This is a genomic window from Pseudomonas lopnurensis (assembly GCF_015070855.1).
In the GTDB taxonomy this organism is placed as follows: domain Bacteria; phylum Pseudomonadota; class Gammaproteobacteria; order Pseudomonadales; family Pseudomonadaceae; genus Stutzerimonas; species Stutzerimonas lopnurensis.
Genome location: NZ_JADDIX010000099.1, coordinates 81,047 through 98,060 on the forward strand (window position 1 = coordinate 81,047; position 17,014 = coordinate 98,060).

Sequence of the window (17,014 nt, forward strand, 5' to 3'; positions counted from 1 at the left end):
CGCTGCAGATGCATGACCGAGCGCGGTCGGTGAGCGGCGAAAACGATGTGCCCAGCCGCGGGCTGAAGGGTATGGAATGGAGGCGGGAGAGCGAAGCCGACCTGCCGGAGCGGCTTCGTGCTGCGTTTCGGGTTGCTTAGTTGCCCCGGTACTCGCAGCCGCTCGTACAGGTTTCATGGATACGGATGCGAGATAGCTCCGGGAGCAGAGGCTTGAGCTCTTTCCAGATCCATTTCGCCAGATTCTCGCTGGTCGGGTTTTCCAGGCCGGGCAGGTCATTCAGATAGTTGTGATCGAGCCGCTCATAGAGAGGCTTGAAAATGGCCTTGATCTCGCCGAAGTCGCGAATCCAGCCGGTGTGAGGATCGATTTCTCCGCTGATGTACAGGGCAACGCGGAAAGAGTGGCCATGCAAGCGTGCGCATTTATGTCCTTCCGGGACATTCGGCAGCCGGTGTGCTGACTCGAAAGTGAATTCTTTGAATATTTCCACTGAATGGACTCGCAATTTGGTTTTCTAGAATCAAGGGGTGATTTTACGCTCTTTGCCAGGTCGGTACATCGCGGGAAAGTTTTCCTTTCGATAACCAACTCAGTAGTGTGGCTGCGCAATACAGAGCATTGGTGCATAACGCTAGCGCCCCTGATATGAATGCGAAATGAATGGCAGCTCGGGCCGACGTTCTGACTGTCATCGAAGCGGAATCCATTCATTGCGGGGTCGCCTCCAAAGCCTGCGCATTCTCCCCGAGGATCTATCATCCTGAGCTTTGACACCAAGACGTCCTTGCTGCAGAGTACGGCGCTTTTCAAAGCGGCTTCGGTCCGTTTACATGGGAGTTCAAATGAACGCAGTTGTTGCAGCGGTTGGCATCATGCTGATCCTCAGTCTTTGCCGCGTGCACGTCGTTGTCGCGCTTATTGCTGGCGCCATGGCCGGCGGATTGATTGGTGGGCTGGGAGTTGAAGGGAGCCTGGCTGCTTTCAATAAAGGCCTGGGAGGCGGCGCGACGGTAGCTCTTTCGTACGCGTTGCTGGGGGCATTCGCGGTTGCCATCGGCAAGAGTGGCCTGGCTCATGCTCTGGCGGACAAGGCCCTGGCCTTGGTCGGCAAGCAAGGGGCTCAGGGTGGCGAAGCGGTGAAGTGGATGATGATTGCTCTATTGCTCGCGGTGGCGATTTCTTCTCAGAACATCCTGCCAATCCATATTGCCTTCATCCCGCTTCTGGTACCGCCATTGTTATACGTCTTGTCCAGGTTGAAGATCGATCGACGCTTGATCGCCTGCGTACTGGCCTTCGGACTGATTACGCCCTATATGTTTCTTCCGATAGGGTTCGGCAATATTTTTCTGAATGAAATCCTGTTGGCCAATGTCGCCAAAAGCGGAGTCGATGTCACGGGCATCAGCATCACGCATGCCATGTTCATTCCCGCTCTGGGTATGCTTGCCGGGCTGCTGTTCGCCTTCTACAGCTATCGGAAGCCGCGCGAATATGATCTGGCTTTGATCGAACAGGTCGAGAGGGTCGATACCGGCTACAGTCCTCTTACCCTGCTGGTCGCCGGGTTGGCAGTGGCCGCCGCGTTCGTGATTCAGCTATGGCTGGATTCGATGATCATCGGGGCGCTTTCGGGATTTGTGATCTTCTCGGTGTCGGGTGTGGTGCGCTGGCGCGAGGCGGATGATCTCTTCACCGAAGGGATGAAGATGATGGCCATGATCGGCTTCATCATGATCGCTGCCGCGGGCTTTGCCGAGGTCATGCGCGAAACGGGCGAAGTGAAGATGCTGGTGGATGCGTCGGTCCAGTGGATCGGCAACAGCAAGGCCGTCGGCGCATTGCTGATGCTGCTGGTTGGCTTGCTGGTGACCATGGGTATCGGTTCTTCCTTTTCCACCGTGCCAATCATCGCGGCGATTTTCGTACCGCTCGGCGTGGAACTTGGGTTCAGCCCGTTGGCCATCGTGAGCCTGGTCGGCACTGCAGGTGCCCTGGGTGATGGCGGTTCCCCTGCGTCGGATTCCACGCTTGGCCCGACCGCCGGCCTGAATGTCGATGGTCAGCACAACCACATCTGGGACACCGTCGTGCCGACCTTCTTGCACTACAACCTGCCGTTGCTGGCGTTCGGTTGGCTGGCCGCCATGACCCTTTGAGATCGATCACGTCGTTATCAGGGCGCGGATCGCCCTGATAACGGAACTCCACCTGTTGCTACCCGCACTCGCGCCCCTGATCGTTGACTAAACAGGAGGCAATACAGCGACAGGACGAACGATGGTCAATTCGACGCTTGAGCAGAAGGTCTTTCTTTCGCTGCTGGTTGTGGTTTCGATCGCCTTCGGTTGGATCCTGCTGCCGTTCTATGGAGCGGTGTTCTGGGCGGTGATACTGGCCATCATTTTCGCGCCCTTGCAGCGCTATCTCTACAATCGTTTCAGTCAGCGCCGCAATCTCACGGCGTTGTCCACTCTACTGATCTGCTTGTTGGTGGCGGTTTTGCCGGTGATCCTGATTACCGGAATGCTGGTCCAGGAAGGCACGACGCTCTACAGGCAGATCGAGAGCGGAGAACTGGATATTGGTAGCTGGGTAACCCGCGCCAGAGAGCTTCTGCCGCAATCGCTGCAGCTGCAGCTCGAGCGTTTCGGCCTGGGTAACGTGGAGGCTATGCGAGAGCGCCTGGCCAACAGTGCTCTCGAGGGTAGCCAGTACCTTGCTACCAAGGCATTCAGCTTTGGTCAGGGAACCTTTCAGTTCTTCATCAGCTTCTTTGTGATGCTTTACCTGCTGTTTTTCTTCATACGTGATGGTCGCGAACTGGTTGCCCGCATCAGAAAGGCAATTCCCTTGAGTGATGCGCAAAAGCGGCGGCTGTTCAGCAAGTTCACTCGTGTGGTACGCGCAACGGTAAAGGGCAATATTGTGGTTGCGGCTACCCAAGGGGCGTTGGGTGGCATCATCTTCGCCATTCTGGGGATTTCCGGGGCATTGCTCTGGGGTGTTCTGATGGCGTTCCTGTCCCTGCTGCCGGCGGTAGGCGCAGGACTGATCTGGACGCCCGTCGCGATTTATTTCCTGATGACCGGCGCGATCTGGCAAGGCGTGATTCTCACGCTCTACGGTGTGCTGGTGATCGGCCTGGTCGATAACGTGCTGCGCCCGATCCTGGTCGGCAAGGACACGAAGATGCCGGACTACGTGGTCCTGATCTCGACACTCGGCGGGTTGGCATTGTTCGGGTTGAACGGCTTCGTCATCGGTCCGCTGGTCGCGGCGCTGTTCATATCGACCTGGGGGTTGTTCACTTCGCCCGAAGAACCCGTTGAATAGAGCCGTGTGGCCGGATCTCCTGATGGTCGAGAAGCGAAGCCCAACGCGTCGTGCCAGTGCCTGTTGGGCTTCGCTGCGCTCAGCGCCAACCTACGATCGCCCGAACATCGGCTGTTGCACGTAAAATCCGCGGCAAATACGTCCAACAAGACCCTGCAACAACATATTCCTCCCTTCAAAAAAAGAGCCCCGGCGAATGCCAGGGCTCTTTTGTAACACCGCAGCCGGTTCAGGCTGGGAACCGTTCCTTAGTGGAACTGGTTCATGGTGTTGTCTTTACCGCTTGCCTTCAGAGCAGCCTCACCAGCGAAGTACTCCTTGTGGTTGTCACCGATGTCGGAGCCAGCCATGTTCTGGTGCTTGACGCAGGCGATACCCTGGCGCAATTCCTGACGCTGAACGCCCTTGACGTAGGCGAGCATGCCTTCTTCGGCGAAGTAGCCCTTGGCCAGGTTGTCGGTGGACAGTGCGGCGGTGTGGTAGGTCGGCAGGGTGATCAAGTGGTGGAAGATACCGGCATGAGCCGAACCGTCGCGCTGGAAGGTACGGATCTTTTCGTCGGCGATCTGAGCCAGTTCGGTTTCGTCGTACTCGACGCTCATCAGCTTGGCGCGGTCGTAGGCGGAAACGTCCTTGCCTTCGGCGACGAACGCATCGAATACCTGCTGACGGAAGTTCAGGGTCCAGTTGAAGGACGGGCTGTTGTTGTAGACCAGCTTGGCATTCGGAATGACGTCGCGGATGCGGTCGACCATGGCCTTGATCTGGCCAACGTGCGGCTTCTCGGTTTCGATCCACAGCAGGTCGGCGCCGTTCTGCAGCGAGGTGATGCAGTCCAGCACGCAACGGTCTTCGCCGGTGCCCTTGCGGAACTGGAACAGGTTGGACGGCAGGCGCTTGGGACGCAGCAGTTTGCCTTCGCGCTTGATCACGACGTCGCCGTTGCCCAGCTCGGCTTCGGAGATTTCTTCGCAATCCAGGAAGGAGTTGTACAGGTCGCCCAGGTCGCCCGGCTGCTTGGTCACGGCGATCTGCTTGGTCAGGCCGGCACCCAGGGAGTCGGTACGCGCGACGATCACGCCGTTGTCGATGCCCAGCTCGAGGAAGGCGTAACGAACGGCAGCGATCTTGGCGAGGAAGTCGGCGTGCGGAACGGTCACTTTACCATCCTGGTGGCCGCACTGCTTCTCGTCGGACACCTGGTTCTCGATCTGGATGCAGCAGGCGCCAGCTTCGATCATGCGCTTGGCCAGCAGATAGGTGGCTTCGGGGTTACCGAAGCCGGCGTCGATGTCGGCGATGATCGGGACGATGTGGGTTTCGTAGTTGTCGATCTGGTTCTGGATATCGGCAGCCTTGGCCTGGTCGCCGGCTTCGCGAGCGGCATCCAGCGCGGTGAACAGCAGGTCCAGTTCGCGGGAATCAGCCTGGCGCAGGAAGGTGTACAGCTCCTCGATCAGATCGGAGACGGCAGTCTTCTCGTGCATGGACTGGTCCGGCAGCGGGCCGAACTCGGAGCGCAGTGCAGCGACCATCCAGCCGGACAGGTAGAGGTAGCGCTTGTTGGTGGTCTTCAGGTGCTTCTTGATGGAGATCAGCTTCTGCTGGCCGATAAAACCGTGCCAGCAGCCCAGGGACTGGGTGTAGACGGATGCGTCGGCGTCGTACTCGGCCATGTCCTTGCGCATGATGTCGGCGGTGTACTGAGCGATTTCCAGACCGGTCTTGAAGCGGTTCTGGGCGCGCATGCGAGCCACGGATTCAGGGTTGATAGCGGCCCAGCTGTTGCCGTATTGCTCTTTCAGGGCGGCAACGGCCTTGATGTCGTCTTGATATGCGGACATGTTCAATCCTTCAAAAAATAAGTGTGGTTGAGCACCGACTTTTCCCACCGAAACCTACGTGCTATCGCTGATCAGTGCGGCCAACACGCGGCAGAGCGTCGAAATATCGACTGGGACGAGGATTGAACCTGGAGAGGGGGTGGATACGATCGCCGGGCTGGCTCCGGTTGCTGCACCCTCAGCCGGCATGGTTGCCGTGGGGGCGACTCAACAACGAGAGCAGTCAGTCTGGCTGATGCGCTAATCGCTTCCCCGTCCCTCAGGACGACTCGTTCCAGTCGCAACCTCGTCAGGGCAGTACAGTCACGGAACGGCTCGGCTGGTTGGCTTGAGCGCGCTCCGGAGACCCTTGCCAGGGCCCCTGGTTAGCGGGAGCGGGGCCATGATGCTCTGCTGGAAAAGTGTCGTCAATGGTTTTGTAGTGTTTTTTTCAAGGCACTACATTTTATTCGGATAACCCGCTGACGGGGCGACCATCACTCCAGGACGTCCACTTTCAAACGGATCGAGACATCCTGGCTGCCCTGCGTGGAGTAGCGCCGGAGGGTTCCGCTGTGCTGGGAACTGGCGCTTTCATCGATGCCGCCGAGCGAGATCCATTCGCCGACCCTGCCGCTGACACGGGTGTCGGCACTCTGGATTTCGACGACGCCGGGACGGTTCCGGTCGAGGCGATCGCGGGTGCTGCTGATGGTGATCTGCACGCGGTCGCCGTGTACGGTCGCGGTGGCGTAGAAGCCACGCATGACGTCGCGGTATTGGGTCTGCTGGTAGATCTGGCCGTAGCCGTCTGTGCCCTGGGTGATCAGCGGCACGCTCTGGCCGACCTGGATCAGTGCTGGATAGCCTTCGTTGGCCTGGATCTGCTGGATGCCGCCGTCCCGGCTACTGGTGCTGCGGCGGATGATGCGCACCTGATCGCGCCCGCCCGTTTCACCTCGGCCAACGCCGAACTCGACATCGCCGGCGCGTGCCGAGCCGTCAACCCGGTAGCCGCTGCTGCTGCCGCTAGCCGAGTCCTGGGTATCGACGCTGATCAACAGGCGTTTCGGCTCGGTATCCAGCTGGTCGAGCACCTGGCGCAGCTCGGCGATCAGCGAATCCGGCGCGTTGACGATCAACTGGTTGCCGTAGGCGGTCACCCGGCCCTGATCACCGACCACCGACTCGGCCACCGCAAGCACATCCTCGGCCATGCGGTGATTGAGCGATATGACTTCCGTGGCGGCATGCAGCGGCAGGCAGACGCCGAGAGTGATGGCCAGCAGCAGGGTACGTGAGGTCATAGCAGGAAGCTCCGCAGGTTCGCATCGGACAGGCCATGATCCCAGGCTTTGTCGAATCGTGCCTGGTGCAGGCGCACACCGGCGAAATCCCGATAGAGGGCGTAGCCGATGTATTGGTCCGCCTGGGGACGTGAAAGCAGGCCGCAATCGTCGACAATGATGTAGGCGCCGCCTTCTTCGGGATATGCGGGATTCAGCCTGCGGACATGCAGGTTGCTGGTCAGCCGCCGGGCCAGCTGCAGCAGGCGATGGCCTTCCTTGGTGGCGCGTGCGGGATCGCCCACGAGAATACGCAACTGGTTGCGCGGATGAGCCAGCAGCAGGCGTGTGCAAGCCTGCTGGATACTGCTGTGGTGATACAGCCAGGGCTCGAGATCCGGAGTGTAGATGCACAGGCTCCGCTTCGCCTGCTGCAGCATGGCGAGCGCATGCTGGCGAATCGCCGATGGCTCGCTGAAACGCTGCAGTTCGGTGGCTTCGCCGAGCCGGAGCGGGGCCGGCTCCCAGGGGAGGGGCTGCGGAAGATCGCTTTGCGGATTGTGCACGACAAAACGCCCCGGCGATCGGAAGTCGATGGCCGGGTGTTCGGCGCGTTCGCTTCGTTCGTCCGGGGCGTCATCGTTCATGACGACCTCAGCGGCTCTGGCGCAGCATGTCGACGTGGGGGATGCCGGCTTCGAGGAATTCGTCGCTGACGACCTTGAAGCCCAGGCGTTCATAGAACGCGGTAGCGTGAACCTGGGCAGTCAGTTTCTGCTCCTTCAGGTCGCGCTGTTCCGCTTCGGCAATCACGGCGCGCATCAGTGCATCGCCGACGTTCATGCCGCGCCAGTCGCGCAGCACCGCTACCCGGCCAATCTGGCCGTCGGCCAGCAGCCGCGCGGTGCCGATCGGATAATCGTCTTCCAGGGCGAGGAAATGCACGGCCTCGGCGTCGTCGGCGTCCCACTCCTGCTCCGGGGGCACGGCCTGCTCGGCGATGAAGACGGCTTCCCGGATGCGTCGCAACTCGGCATTGTCCTCTTGCCAGTCGGCGATGCGGACCTGAATGTTATTCATCTGCAAACTCCAGACTTCCTTGTTTGACCAGTTGCCACAGAAGATTACGCCCATCCTCGTCGCTCAGCCATTGGCCAAGGTTTTCGATGTGCAACGCGTCGGCCGAGCAGATCAGTTTCAGCAACTCCCGCAGATGCGCGGGCAGCAGGCGGCTCTGGCCGCTGGCGAACAACAGCAGGCCGATATCCACCTCGCTCCAGGCCAGGCGGGCCGCGGGGTTGCGGACCAGCACGGCGCCGTCTTCGAGGGCGGGAAGGAATTCGCTCTCATCGAGCTCCGGGCCTTCGACACGATCCGGATAGCGCGGCTCGGTCATGAACTGGCCGAACCAGGTGAGCAGCAGGCGTTCGTCACCCATGTGCTCGGCGAGCAGCGTCTTCAGGCGGTCCAGCGCATCGCTCTGGATCTGGAAGGGATCGTCGAGCGGCTGCAGATCGGCGTCGCTGTAGCGTTCCTCGTCCGGCAGGAACTGTGCGAGGAAGTCGGTGAAATGGGTCAGTACCTCGGCCGCGCTCGGCGCGCGGAAGCCGACGGAGTAGGTCATGCAGGCATCCTCGGCGGTGCCGAAGTGGGCCAGGCGCGGCGGCAGGTAGAGCATGTCGCCCGGCTCCAGAACCCATTCGTCGGTGCCCTGGAAGTCCGCCAGGATGCGCAGTTCGTCGTGCGCGAGCATTGGGCTGTCGCTGTCGCACATCTGGCCGATACGCCAGCGCCGCCGTCCATGGGCTTGCAGCAGGAAGACATCGTAGTTGTCGAAATGCGGGCCGACGCCACCGCCCGGCGCGGCATAGCTGATCATCACGTCGTCGATGCGCCAGTTGGGCAGGAAGCGGAAGTGCTCGAGCAACTCGGCAACTTCCGGCACCAGCTGATCCACGGCCTGCACCAGCAGGGTCCAGTCGCGTTCCGGCAGTTGCTGGTAGGTGTCTTCGGCGAAGGGGCCGCGCCGCAACTCCCAGGGGCTGTCGCCGTGCTCGACGACCAGGCGGGATTCGACTTCTTCCTCCAGGGAAAGGCCGGCCAGCTCGTCCGGGGAGATCGGGCTCTGGAAATCCGGGATGGCCTGGCGGATCAGCAGCGGTTTTTTCTGCCAGTAGTCGCGCAGGAATTCCCGCGCACTGATGCCGCCCAGGATTTGAAGTGGAATATCAGAAGTCATGCGTAATACCTTGCTCCGTATACAGAGCTGCAAATAAAAACGCCCGGCACAGCCGGGCGTGCGTACATGAGGTCGATCAGATGCGCTTGGCCTGGGCGACGGCGTTGCCGATGTAGCTGGCCGGAGTCAGCTGGCGCAGTTCGGCCTTGGCTTCGGCCGGGATGTCCAGGCCATCGATGAAAGCCTGCAGGGCATCGGGCGTGATGCCCTTGCCGCGGGTCAGATCCTTGAGTTTTTCGTAGGCGTTTTCCACTGCGTAACGGCGCATCACGGTCTGGATCGGTTCGGCCAGCACTTCCCAGCAATTGTCCAGGTCTTCGGCGATGCGCGCGGCGTTGAGCTCAAGCTTGCCGATGCCCTTGAGGCTGGCTTCATAGGCGATGACGCTGTGAGCGAAGCCGACGCCGAGATTGCGCAGCACGGTGGAATCGGTCAGGTCGCGCTGCCAGCGGGAGATCGGCAGCTTGCTGGCCAGGTGCTGGAACAGCGCGTTGGCGATGCCGAGGTTGCCTTCGGAGTTCTCGAAGTCGATCGGGTTGACCTTGTGCGGCATGGTCGAGGAGCCGATCTCGCCGGCGACGGTCTTCTGCTTGAAGTAGCCGAGGGAGATGTAGCCCCAGACGTCGCGGTCGAAATCGATCAGGATGGTATTGAAGCGCGCGATGGCATCGAACAGTTCGGCGATATAGTCGTGCGGCTCGATCTGGGTGGTATAGGGGTTCCAGGCAAGGCCCAGGTCGCCTTCGATGAACTCCCGGGCGTTGGCTTCCCAGTCGATGTCCGGGTAGGCGGACAGGTGCGCATTGTAGTTGCCGACCGCGCCGTTGATCTTGCCCAGCAGCGGTACAGCCTCGACCTGGGCGATCTGGCGCTGCAGACGGTAGACCACGTTGGCCAGTTCCTTGCCGAGGGTGGTCGGCGATGCCGGCTGGCCGTGGGTGCGCGAAAGCATCGGCACGTCGGCGAACTGCACGGCCAGGGCGCGGATCGAATCGGCCACCTGGCGCATCAACGGCAGCAGCACGCTGTCGCGGCCGTCACGCAGCATCAGCGCATGGGACAGGTTGTTGATGTCCTCGCTGGTGCAGGCGAAATGGATGAATTCGTTGACCTTGGCCAGCTCCGGCAACTGCCTGGCCTGCTCCTTGAGCAGGTACTCCACGGCTTTGACGTCGTGGTTGGTGGTGCGCTCGAATTCCTTGACGCGCTCGGCATGTTCCAGTTGGAAGTTCTCGGCCAGTTGGTTCAGCAGCGCGTTGGCTTCGGCGGAGAAGGGCGCGACTTCCGGGATGCCCGGATGGGCCGCCAGGCGCTGGAGCCAGCGGACTTCGACCTGGACCCGGCAACGGATCAGACCGAATTCGCTGAAGATCGGGCGCAGGGCACTGGTTTTGCCGGCGTAGCGGCCATCGACGGGGGAAACCGCCGTGAGCGAGGAAAGCTGCATAGAGGGCATTCTCGGACAGTCGGGCAACGAAAAGAGGGCGCAGATTATACACGAATGCATCGCCTGAGCCCGGTTCCATGAGCGGGACGTCATTGTCGCATGTGACAGCGGTCGGACGGCTGATTGCTGAGCGCCCGCCGTAGCGGTCATTGACCCCCGCTGGGCGCTGGTAAACACTGCAGGGCATAATCGCCGGCCGACAAATGGTCGCTCGCCAGCGCGTCATTTCGTCCTGAGGGGCTTTTCCGCCAGGTTTCCGGGTACGCATGAGCATGACCACACCTCCGCTGTTCCAGGCGCACGGCCTGACCAAGATCTACGGCGCCGGTGAATCCGAGGTCCGGGCCCTGAATGGCGTCGATCTCGAACTTTTCGCCGGCGAACTGGTGGTATTGCTGGGCGCATCCGGAAGTGGAAAGTCCACCTTGCTGAACATCCTCGGCGGACTCGATGTGCCGACCGAGGGCTCGCTGCACTACGCCGGCGAGGATCTCACCCATGCCGACGAGAAGCGCCTGACCCAGTACCGTCGTGACTCGGTGGGCTTCATCTTCCAGTTCTACAACCTGATCCCCAGTCTCACCGCTCGCGAGAACGTCGCGCTGATCACCGAACTGGCCGAGAATCCCATGAGCCCGGAAGAGGCGCTGACGATGATGGGCCTGGGCGAGCGCCTGGACAATTTCCCGTCGCAACTCTCCGGCGGCGAGCAACAGCGCGTGGCTATCGCCCGAGCCATCGCCAAGCGGCCACAGGTGCTGCTGTGCGACGAGCCGACCGGTGCGCTCGACGTCAAGACCGGCATCGCCGTGCTCGAAGCCATCGAACAGGTCAACCGCAGTACCGGTGCGCTCGTGGTAATCATCACTCACAACGCGGTGATCGCGAGCATGGCGGATCGGGTGATCCGCTTCTCGGATGGCCGGGTGGCGAACATCGAACAGAACAGCCAGCGGCAGCCCGCCGCGGCATTGTCCTGGTAGCCGCCACCGAATGCGTCCGCTCGACCTCAAGCTGGTGCGCGATCTGAGCCGGATGAAGGGCCAGATGATCGCAGTGGCGCTGGTGATGGCTTGCGGGTTGGCGGTGATGGTGATGGCGCGCAGCCTGGTGCTGTCCCTGGGCGGCAGTATCGACGAGTACTACCAGGCACATCGCTTCGCCATGGTGTTCAGCGAGCTGAAACGGGCGCCGAACACCTTGCGTACGCAACTGGAGCGGATTCCCGGCGTCGCGGCGGTGGATACCCGGATAACCGGCGCCTTGCGGCTCGATCTGCCAGCGATGAAAGAGCCTGCCGACGGGGTGATTCATTCGCTGCCGGATGATCGGCCGCAGCAGCTCAACCTCTTGTTTCTGCGCGAAGGTCGGTTGCCGGAAATCGGCGATCGCTACGAGGTGGTCGTCAGCGAGGCGTTTGCCCGGGCTCACGGTTTTCGGCCGGGCGACAGTGTGGAGGCGGTGATCTATGGCGCGCGCGAGCGTCTGCATATCGTCGGGGTGGGGCTGTCACCGGAATTCGTCTACGAGTTGCAGCCGGGGCAGATGATCCCGGATCCCAAGCGCTTCGGGGTGTTCTGGATGAACGAGCGCAAGCTCGCCAGCGCCTTCGACCTCTCCGGGGCCTTCAACAGCGTGGTGGTCGACATCGCGCCGGGTGCCAATGCCCAGGCGGTGATGGCTGCGCTCGATCGTCTCCTGCTGCCCTATGGCGGGCAGGTCGCCTACGATCGCAGCGGCCACGTCGCCAGCAAGCAGATCGCCGATGAGATCAGGCAACTGGTTCAGTTTTCCATCGCGTTTCCGGTGCTGTTTCTGAGTGTCGCCGCCTTCATGACCAGTGCGGCGCTGACCCGGGTGATTCGCCTGCAACGCGAGCAGATCGCACAGCTCAAGGCGTTCGGCTATTCGTCTGCGGCGGTCGGCTGGCATTACCTGAAATTTGCGCTGGTGATCGTGCTGCTCGGCAGCGTTCTGGGCAGCCTGCTCGGTTTGTGGATGGGGCAGTCGATGACCGAGGTGTACAAACGCTTCTTCCAGCTGCCGGGGCTGCCGTTCCGGCCGGACTGGCTGGCGCTGGCGCTCGGTTTTCTGGGCGCCGCAGCGCTGTCCCTGCTGGGCGTCATCGGCGCGGTATGGCAGGCGGTGAGGCTGCCGCCGGCCGAGGCCATGCGTCCGGAGCCGCCCGCGGCGTTTCGCGCGTCGTTGTTCGAACGCCTTGGTCTGCAGCGACTGGCTTCGCCGACGCTACGCATGGCCCTGCGCAATCTCGAGCGCAAGCCGTGGCAGGCGCTGTTCACGGTGTTGGGCTTGACGCTGGCGACGGCCATACCGATCCTGCCCGGTGCCATGAGCGACAGCATCGACTACCTGATGGATTTCCAGTGGAACCAGGCACAGCGCCAGGATGTCACGCTATCGCTCATCGAGCCCGGCTCCGCCTCGGCGCTCAGCGCCATCGGGCAATTGCCCGGGGTGATGCACGTCGAGCCGTTTCGCAGTGTGCCGGCGCGGCTGCGTTTCGAACATCGCGAACGGCGCGTGTCGTTGACCGGGATGGGCCGCGACAGCCAGCTGGGCAGGGTGCTGGATGTGCAGGGACGGGCGGTGGCCATGCCGTTACAAGGCATGCTGCTGTCCGAGAAGCTCGCCGATGTGCTCGGTGTGTCGCCCGGCGACACGGTGCTGGTCGAGGTGCAGGAGGGACGCCGGCCAGTGCTGGAAGTGATGGTCGTTGGCAGCATCACCGACTTCGCCGGACTGGGAGCCTATCTCGATATCGACGTGCTGCGCCGGCACATGCGCGAAGGCGGCACGCTGAGCGGGGCGCACCTGACGGTGGATAAGGCCTATTGGGATGCGTTCCTGGCGAAGGTGAAGGAGGCGCCACGTATCGCCGGTTTGAGCATTTCCGCCAACGTACGCGCCAGCTTCGAGGAAACCACCGGCGAGATGATGGGCATCATGCAGGGCATCTACCTGCTGTTCGCCGTGATCGTTGCCTGTGGTGTCGTCTACAACGGGGCGCGCATCGCCCTGTCCGAACGCAGCCGGGAGCTGGCGACCCTGCGTGTGGTGGGTTTCACGCCACGGGAGGTGACCGGTGTGCTGCTCAGCGAACTCGCGATGTTGACGGTGCTGGCGCTCCCTTTCGGCCTGTATGCAGGCAATCAGCTGACACAACTGATGGTCGAGCTGTCGAGTACCGAGACGGTACGCTTCCCGCTCTTGTTCACCACGCGAACCTATGCCAGCGCGGTGCTGGTCATTCTGCTTTCCTCGGCGCTGTCGTTTATCGTGATCGGCCGCCGCATCCGACAACTGGACTTGCTGGGCGTATTGAAGGCGCGGGATTGAACTGCTCATGAAGAAGAATTCGAAAGGCTGGAAAAGAGGGTTGCCCTGGGGATTCGCCGTATTGCTGCTGGCGCTCTTGGTGGTGAGTTTCTGGCCCAAGCCGATTCCAGTGGAGACCGCTGCTGTTGACGTCGGGCCGCTTACCGTCAGTGTTTTCGAGGAGGGCAAGACGCGTGTACGCCAGCGCTACGTGGTATCGCCACCGATAGCGGGCTTTCTCGAACGCATCCCATTGCGTGCGGGGGCGACGGTAATCGCCGGGCAAACCGTGCTGGCGGTGCTTCACCCCGAGCCGTCCGGTTTTCTCGATCCGCGCAGCAAGGCGCAGGCAGAGGCGGCGCTGCAGGCGGCGCGGCGGCTCAGGCAGCAGCGCCAGGCGGAACTCGAGCGCAGCGAAGTCGTACTCGACCTGGCGCAGAAGCAATTCGCGCGTGCCGATGCGTTGCGCAAGAGCGGTACCGTTACCGAGCAGGCCTGGGATGAGGCGAGCAGCCAGCTGCAGGTGCGCAGACGCGAGGCGAGTGCTGCGCGCTTTGCCCTGGACGTTGCCGGATTCGAGGTCGAGCAGGCGCAGGCTGCACTGATGCAGGCCGTCTCGCCAGCCAGCGAGAGCATGCCGCTGCCACTGGTCGCTCCGGTGAGCGGCCATGTGCTGAATGTATTCGAGGAAAATGCCCGGGTCGTCGCAGCCGGCCAACCACTGCTGGAAGTGGGAGACCTGCAGGACCTGGAGGCCGAGATCGAGCTGCTGTCCAGCGATGCCGTCGGCGTGGCGCCGGGTGCCGAAGTGATCATCGAGCAGTGGGGCGGCGATCGGCCGCTACGCGGCAGGGTCGCGCTGGTCGAGCGGGGCGGCTTCACCAAGGTTTCCGCGCTCGGCGTCGAGGAGCAGCGCGTCAAGGTGCGGGTGGATTTCCTCGAATGGCCGGCCCAGGTGCTGGGCGATCGCTACAGGGTCGAAGCGCGCATCGTCACCTGGCACGGCGATCAGGTACTGCAGGTGCCCACCGGGGCTCTTTTCCGTCGTGGCAATCGCTGGATGGCCTTCCTGGACGACGAGGGGACGGCGCGCTTGCGGGAAGTGGAGATCGGTCGCAGCAACGGTATCCACGCCCAGGTACTGGCAGGTTTGAGCGAAAAGGACCGGGTGATCGTCCATCCGCCGGACAGCATCACCGACGGAGCCGCGGTGGAAGAAGTGAAAACCGCGCGATAGCGCGGTTCGTGGTTGCTCAGCGATCCTCGTCCTGGGTGGGACGCAGTTTCGGATAGAGCGCATCGAGCAGCTTGCGGCGGCCGAAGACCAGCTGCCAGCGGTGCCCGCCGAGCTGGCGCCACAGTCGCGCCGAGCGAATGCCCGCGAGCAGCAGCGCGCGAATCTTGGCGGCATTGTCCGTCTGCTGCAGGTGGCGCATGTCGCCCTGTACCTGGATGCGCTGGCGGAAGGTGCTGAGGGTGTCCTGATACAGGCCGCCGAAGGACGCGACGACATTCTCGTGGGTAATGCCGAAATGCTCGACCTGCTGCTGGATCTGGTCGAGCCGGTTGCCGATCACCTGGAGCATGTCGTCGCGCTTGGCCAGTTGGCGTTCCAGCCCGATCATCGCCAGCGCATAGCGCAGCGGCTCGCGTTGCAGGGTGCTGCTGTCGCGCTCCAGCGCGCCGACCAGCGCCCGGTAGCCGTCGCGCAGGTTGAGGTCGTCGCCGCCGTAGATCTCCAGCGTGGTCTGAGGGTCGCGCACCAGCAGGCTGCCGAGCATGCAGCCGAGCGCAGCGGAGGGCACCTGGCCGGTGCGGGCGATCCGGTCGACCAGCGTTGCGGCCTCGAATACCGCGCCCAGGGCGATCAGTTGCTCGTTCAGCGTGCTCATGGGCGACCCTCGAACCACGGTTCCGCCTGTTCGATCACACCGCCGCCCAGGCAGACCTCGCCATCGTAGAACACGACCGATTGCCCGGGCGTTACCGCGCGCTGTGGCGCGTCGAACAGGACGCGGTAACCGTCAGCGGTCTTCTCCAGGCTGCAGGCCTGATCGCTCTGGCGATAGCGCACCTTGGCGGTCAGCTTCAGTGGCTGGCCGATGTCCAGTGGATTGACCCAATAGATTTCCGAGGCCAGCAGGGCGCGCGAGAAAAGCCATGGGTGATCGTTGCCTTGGCCGACCACCAGCACATTGCGTTGCAGATCCTTGCTCAATACGTACCAGGGTTCATCGCCGGCATCCTTGAGGCCGCCGATGCCCAGGCCCTGGCGCTGGCCGATGGTGTGGTACATCAGGCCATGATGGCGGCCGATCACCTCGCCATCGACGGTTTCGATATCGCCTGGCTGGGCCGGGAGATACTGTTTGAGGAAGTCGCTGAAGCGGCGCTCGCCGATGAAGCAAATGCCCGTGGAGTCCTTCTTCTTCGCCGTGGCCAGGCCGTACTTCTCGGCGATGGCACGCACTTCGGGTTTCTCCAGCTCGCCCACGGGAAACAGCGTCTTGCCCAGCTGCTCACCGCCGACCGCGTGCAGGAAGTAGCTCTGGTCCTTGTTCGGGTCCAGGCCCTTGAGCAGCTCGCTGCGGCCGTCCACGTCGCGGCGGCGCACGTAGTGGCCGGTGGCGATGAGGTCGGCGCCGAGCATCAGGGCGTAATCGAGGAAGGCCTTGAACTTGATCTCGCGGTTGCAAAGGATGTCCGGGTTGGGCGTGCGCCCGGCCTTGTATTCGGCGAGAAAGTGCTCGAAGACGTTATCCCAGTACTCGGCGGCGAAATTGGCGGTATGCAGCTTGATGCCGATCCGGTCGCATACGGCCTGGGCATCCGCCAGGTCTTCCTTGGCGGTGCAGTACTCGGTGCCGTCGTCTTCTTCCCAGTTCTTCATGAACAGGCCTTCGACCTGATAGCCCTGTTCGAGCAGCAGGAGGGCGGAAACGGAAGAGTCCACGCCGCCGGACATGCCGACGATGACACGTGTTTTTTCCGGGGCGGTGAGGATCGAGACAGGCATAGGACTTCGCTGAGGCGGCTGCAAAAGGACGAATTCTAACAGGCTGTCGGCGCCAAGACTAAGCCGCGTTCAATCGCGGATCACCTGCAGCGGGTGCGGCGGGTCGCGAAGGTAATCGTCGATGCAGCGTGGCACCAGTTCGCTGCGCCAGCGTTGCGGCTGCGCGGCCAGTTCCTCGCGGCTCAACCAGACAGCGCGGACGATGCCCGTGTCGAGGGGACGTTGCGGATCGTGGCGTAGCGCCTTGGCGGCGAAACAGACGCGCTGGTAGGTCACGCCGTTGCTCGGCGCGGTATACAGATAGACGCCGACCACGCCGGTGAGCTCGACGTCCCAGCCGGTTTCCTCGAGGGTTTCGCGCACGGCGGCCTGACGCAGGGTCTCGTTGGCTTCCAGGTGCCCGGCGGGCTGGTTGAGCACCAGGCGTTCGGCCTTGAGCTCTTCCACCAGGAGGAAGCGCCCCTGGTCCTCGACCACGGTGGCGACGGTGATATGGGGTTGCCAGTCCATCGGAGTTGCCCTGCTTGC

The 17,014-nt window shown here is 62.4% G+C and carries 15 protein-coding genes; 5 read left to right on the forward strand and 10 right to left on the reverse strand.

Annotated elements, in window-relative coordinates:
* Positions 1–136: 136 nt before the first annotated feature.
* Positions 137–493 carry a 6-carboxytetrahydropterin synthase QueD gene (gene queD, locus IN820_RS21245; protein ID WP_193682880.1) on the reverse strand — a complete coding sequence of 119 codons (357 nt, stop codon included), beginning with the start codon at positions 491–493 and terminating at the stop codon, positions 137–139.
* A gap of 352 nt (positions 494–845) precedes the next feature.
* On the opposite strand from queD, the gene IN820_RS21250 reads away from it, so the two are divergent.
* Together IN820_RS21250 and IN820_RS21255 are read left to right on the forward strand one after the other, a co-directional pair.
* Complete coding sequence (locus IN820_RS21250) at positions 846–2,162, forward strand: Na+/H+ antiporter family protein (protein WP_193682881.1); 1,317 nt, start codon at positions 846–848, stop codon at positions 2,160–2,162.
* A gap of 121 nt (positions 2,163–2,283) precedes the next feature.
* The gene (locus IN820_RS21255) at positions 2,284–3,339 is read left to right on the forward strand and encodes an AI-2E family transporter (RefSeq protein WP_193682882.1); all 1,056 of its coding nucleotides are present in this window, start codon (positions 2,284–2,286) and stop codon (positions 3,337–3,339) included.
* Positions 3,340–3,587: 248 nt separating this feature from the next.
* Here IN820_RS21255 and IN820_RS21260 read toward each other — a convergent pair whose 3' ends face one another.
* The 6 genes from IN820_RS21260 to purB form a co-directional block, all read right to left on the reverse strand.
* On the reverse strand, positions 3,588–5,183 hold the full coding sequence (locus tag IN820_RS21260; protein ID WP_193682883.1) for an isocitrate lyase: 1,596 nt from the start codon (positions 5,181–5,183) through the stop codon (positions 3,588–3,590).
* 476 nt (positions 5,184–5,659) lie between these two features.
* Positions 5,660–6,469: a secretin N-terminal domain-containing protein gene (locus tag IN820_RS21265; RefSeq protein ID WP_193682884.1), complete on the reverse strand. Its 810-nt coding sequence runs from the start codon at positions 6,467–6,469 to the stop codon at positions 5,660–5,662.
* A complete protein-coding gene (locus IN820_RS21270) occupies positions 6,466–7,095 on the reverse strand; it encodes a DUF7931 domain-containing protein (RefSeq protein WP_193682885.1) in 630 nt (209 codons plus the stop codon). The genes IN820_RS21265 and IN820_RS21270 overlap by 4 nt, the downstream gene beginning before the upstream one ends.
* 7 nt (positions 7,096–7,102) lie before the next feature.
* On the reverse strand, positions 7,103–7,528 hold the full coding sequence (locus IN820_RS21275) for a GNAT family N-acetyltransferase (RefSeq protein ID WP_193682886.1): 426 nt from the start codon (positions 7,526–7,528) through the stop codon (positions 7,103–7,105).
* Positions 7,521–8,687, reverse strand: coding sequence for a ribosomal protein uL16 3-hydroxylase (locus tag IN820_RS21280; RefSeq protein WP_193682887.1), 1,167 nt, complete (start codon positions 8,685–8,687; stop codon positions 7,521–7,523). The genes IN820_RS21275 and IN820_RS21280 overlap by 8 nt, the downstream gene beginning before the upstream one ends.
* A 76-nt stretch (positions 8,688–8,763) precedes the next feature.
* Complete coding sequence (purB, locus tag IN820_RS21285) at positions 8,764–10,134, reverse strand: adenylosuccinate lyase (RefSeq protein WP_193682888.1); 1,371 nt, start codon at positions 10,132–10,134, stop codon at positions 8,764–8,766.
* Positions 10,135–10,406: 272 nt separating this feature from the next.
* On the opposite strand from purB, the gene IN820_RS21290 reads away from it, so the two are divergent.
* From IN820_RS21290 to IN820_RS21300, 3 genes are read left to right on the forward strand one after another with little or no spacing between them, the layout of a single operon-like run.
* Positions 10,407–11,117, forward strand: coding sequence for an ABC transporter ATP-binding protein (locus IN820_RS21290; protein WP_193682889.1), 711 nt, complete (start codon positions 10,407–10,409; stop codon positions 11,115–11,117).
* Between the two features lie 10 nt (positions 11,118–11,127).
* On the forward strand, positions 11,128–13,491 hold the full coding sequence (locus tag IN820_RS21295) for an ABC transporter permease (RefSeq protein ID WP_193682890.1): 2,364 nt from the start codon (positions 11,128–11,130) through the stop codon (positions 13,489–13,491).
* A gap of 7 nt (positions 13,492–13,498) precedes the next feature.
* On the forward strand, positions 13,499–14,707 hold the full coding sequence (locus tag IN820_RS21300; RefSeq protein ID WP_193682891.1) for an efflux RND transporter periplasmic adaptor subunit: 1,209 nt from the start codon (positions 13,499–13,501) through the stop codon (positions 14,705–14,707).
* A 16-nt stretch (positions 14,708–14,723) separates the two neighbouring features.
* On the opposite strand, the gene hflD is transcribed toward IN820_RS21300, so the two are convergent.
* The 3 genes from hflD to IN820_RS21315 form a co-directional block, all read right to left on the reverse strand.
* Positions 14,724–15,362, reverse strand: a complete 639-nt coding sequence (gene hflD / locus IN820_RS21305) for a high frequency lysogenization protein HflD (protein ID WP_193682892.1) — start codon at positions 15,360–15,362, stop codon at positions 14,724–14,726.
* A complete protein-coding gene (gene mnmA, locus IN820_RS21310) occupies positions 15,359–16,486 on the reverse strand; it encodes a tRNA 2-thiouridine(34) synthase MnmA (protein WP_193682893.1) in 1,128 nt (375 codons plus the stop codon). The genes hflD and mnmA overlap by 4 nt, the downstream gene beginning before the upstream one ends.
* Before the next feature lie 69 nt (positions 16,487–16,555).
* A complete protein-coding gene (locus IN820_RS21315; protein ID WP_193682894.1) occupies positions 16,556–16,996 on the reverse strand; it encodes an NUDIX hydrolase in 441 nt (146 codons plus the stop codon).
* Between the last annotated feature and the right edge of the window lie 18 nt (positions 16,997–17,014).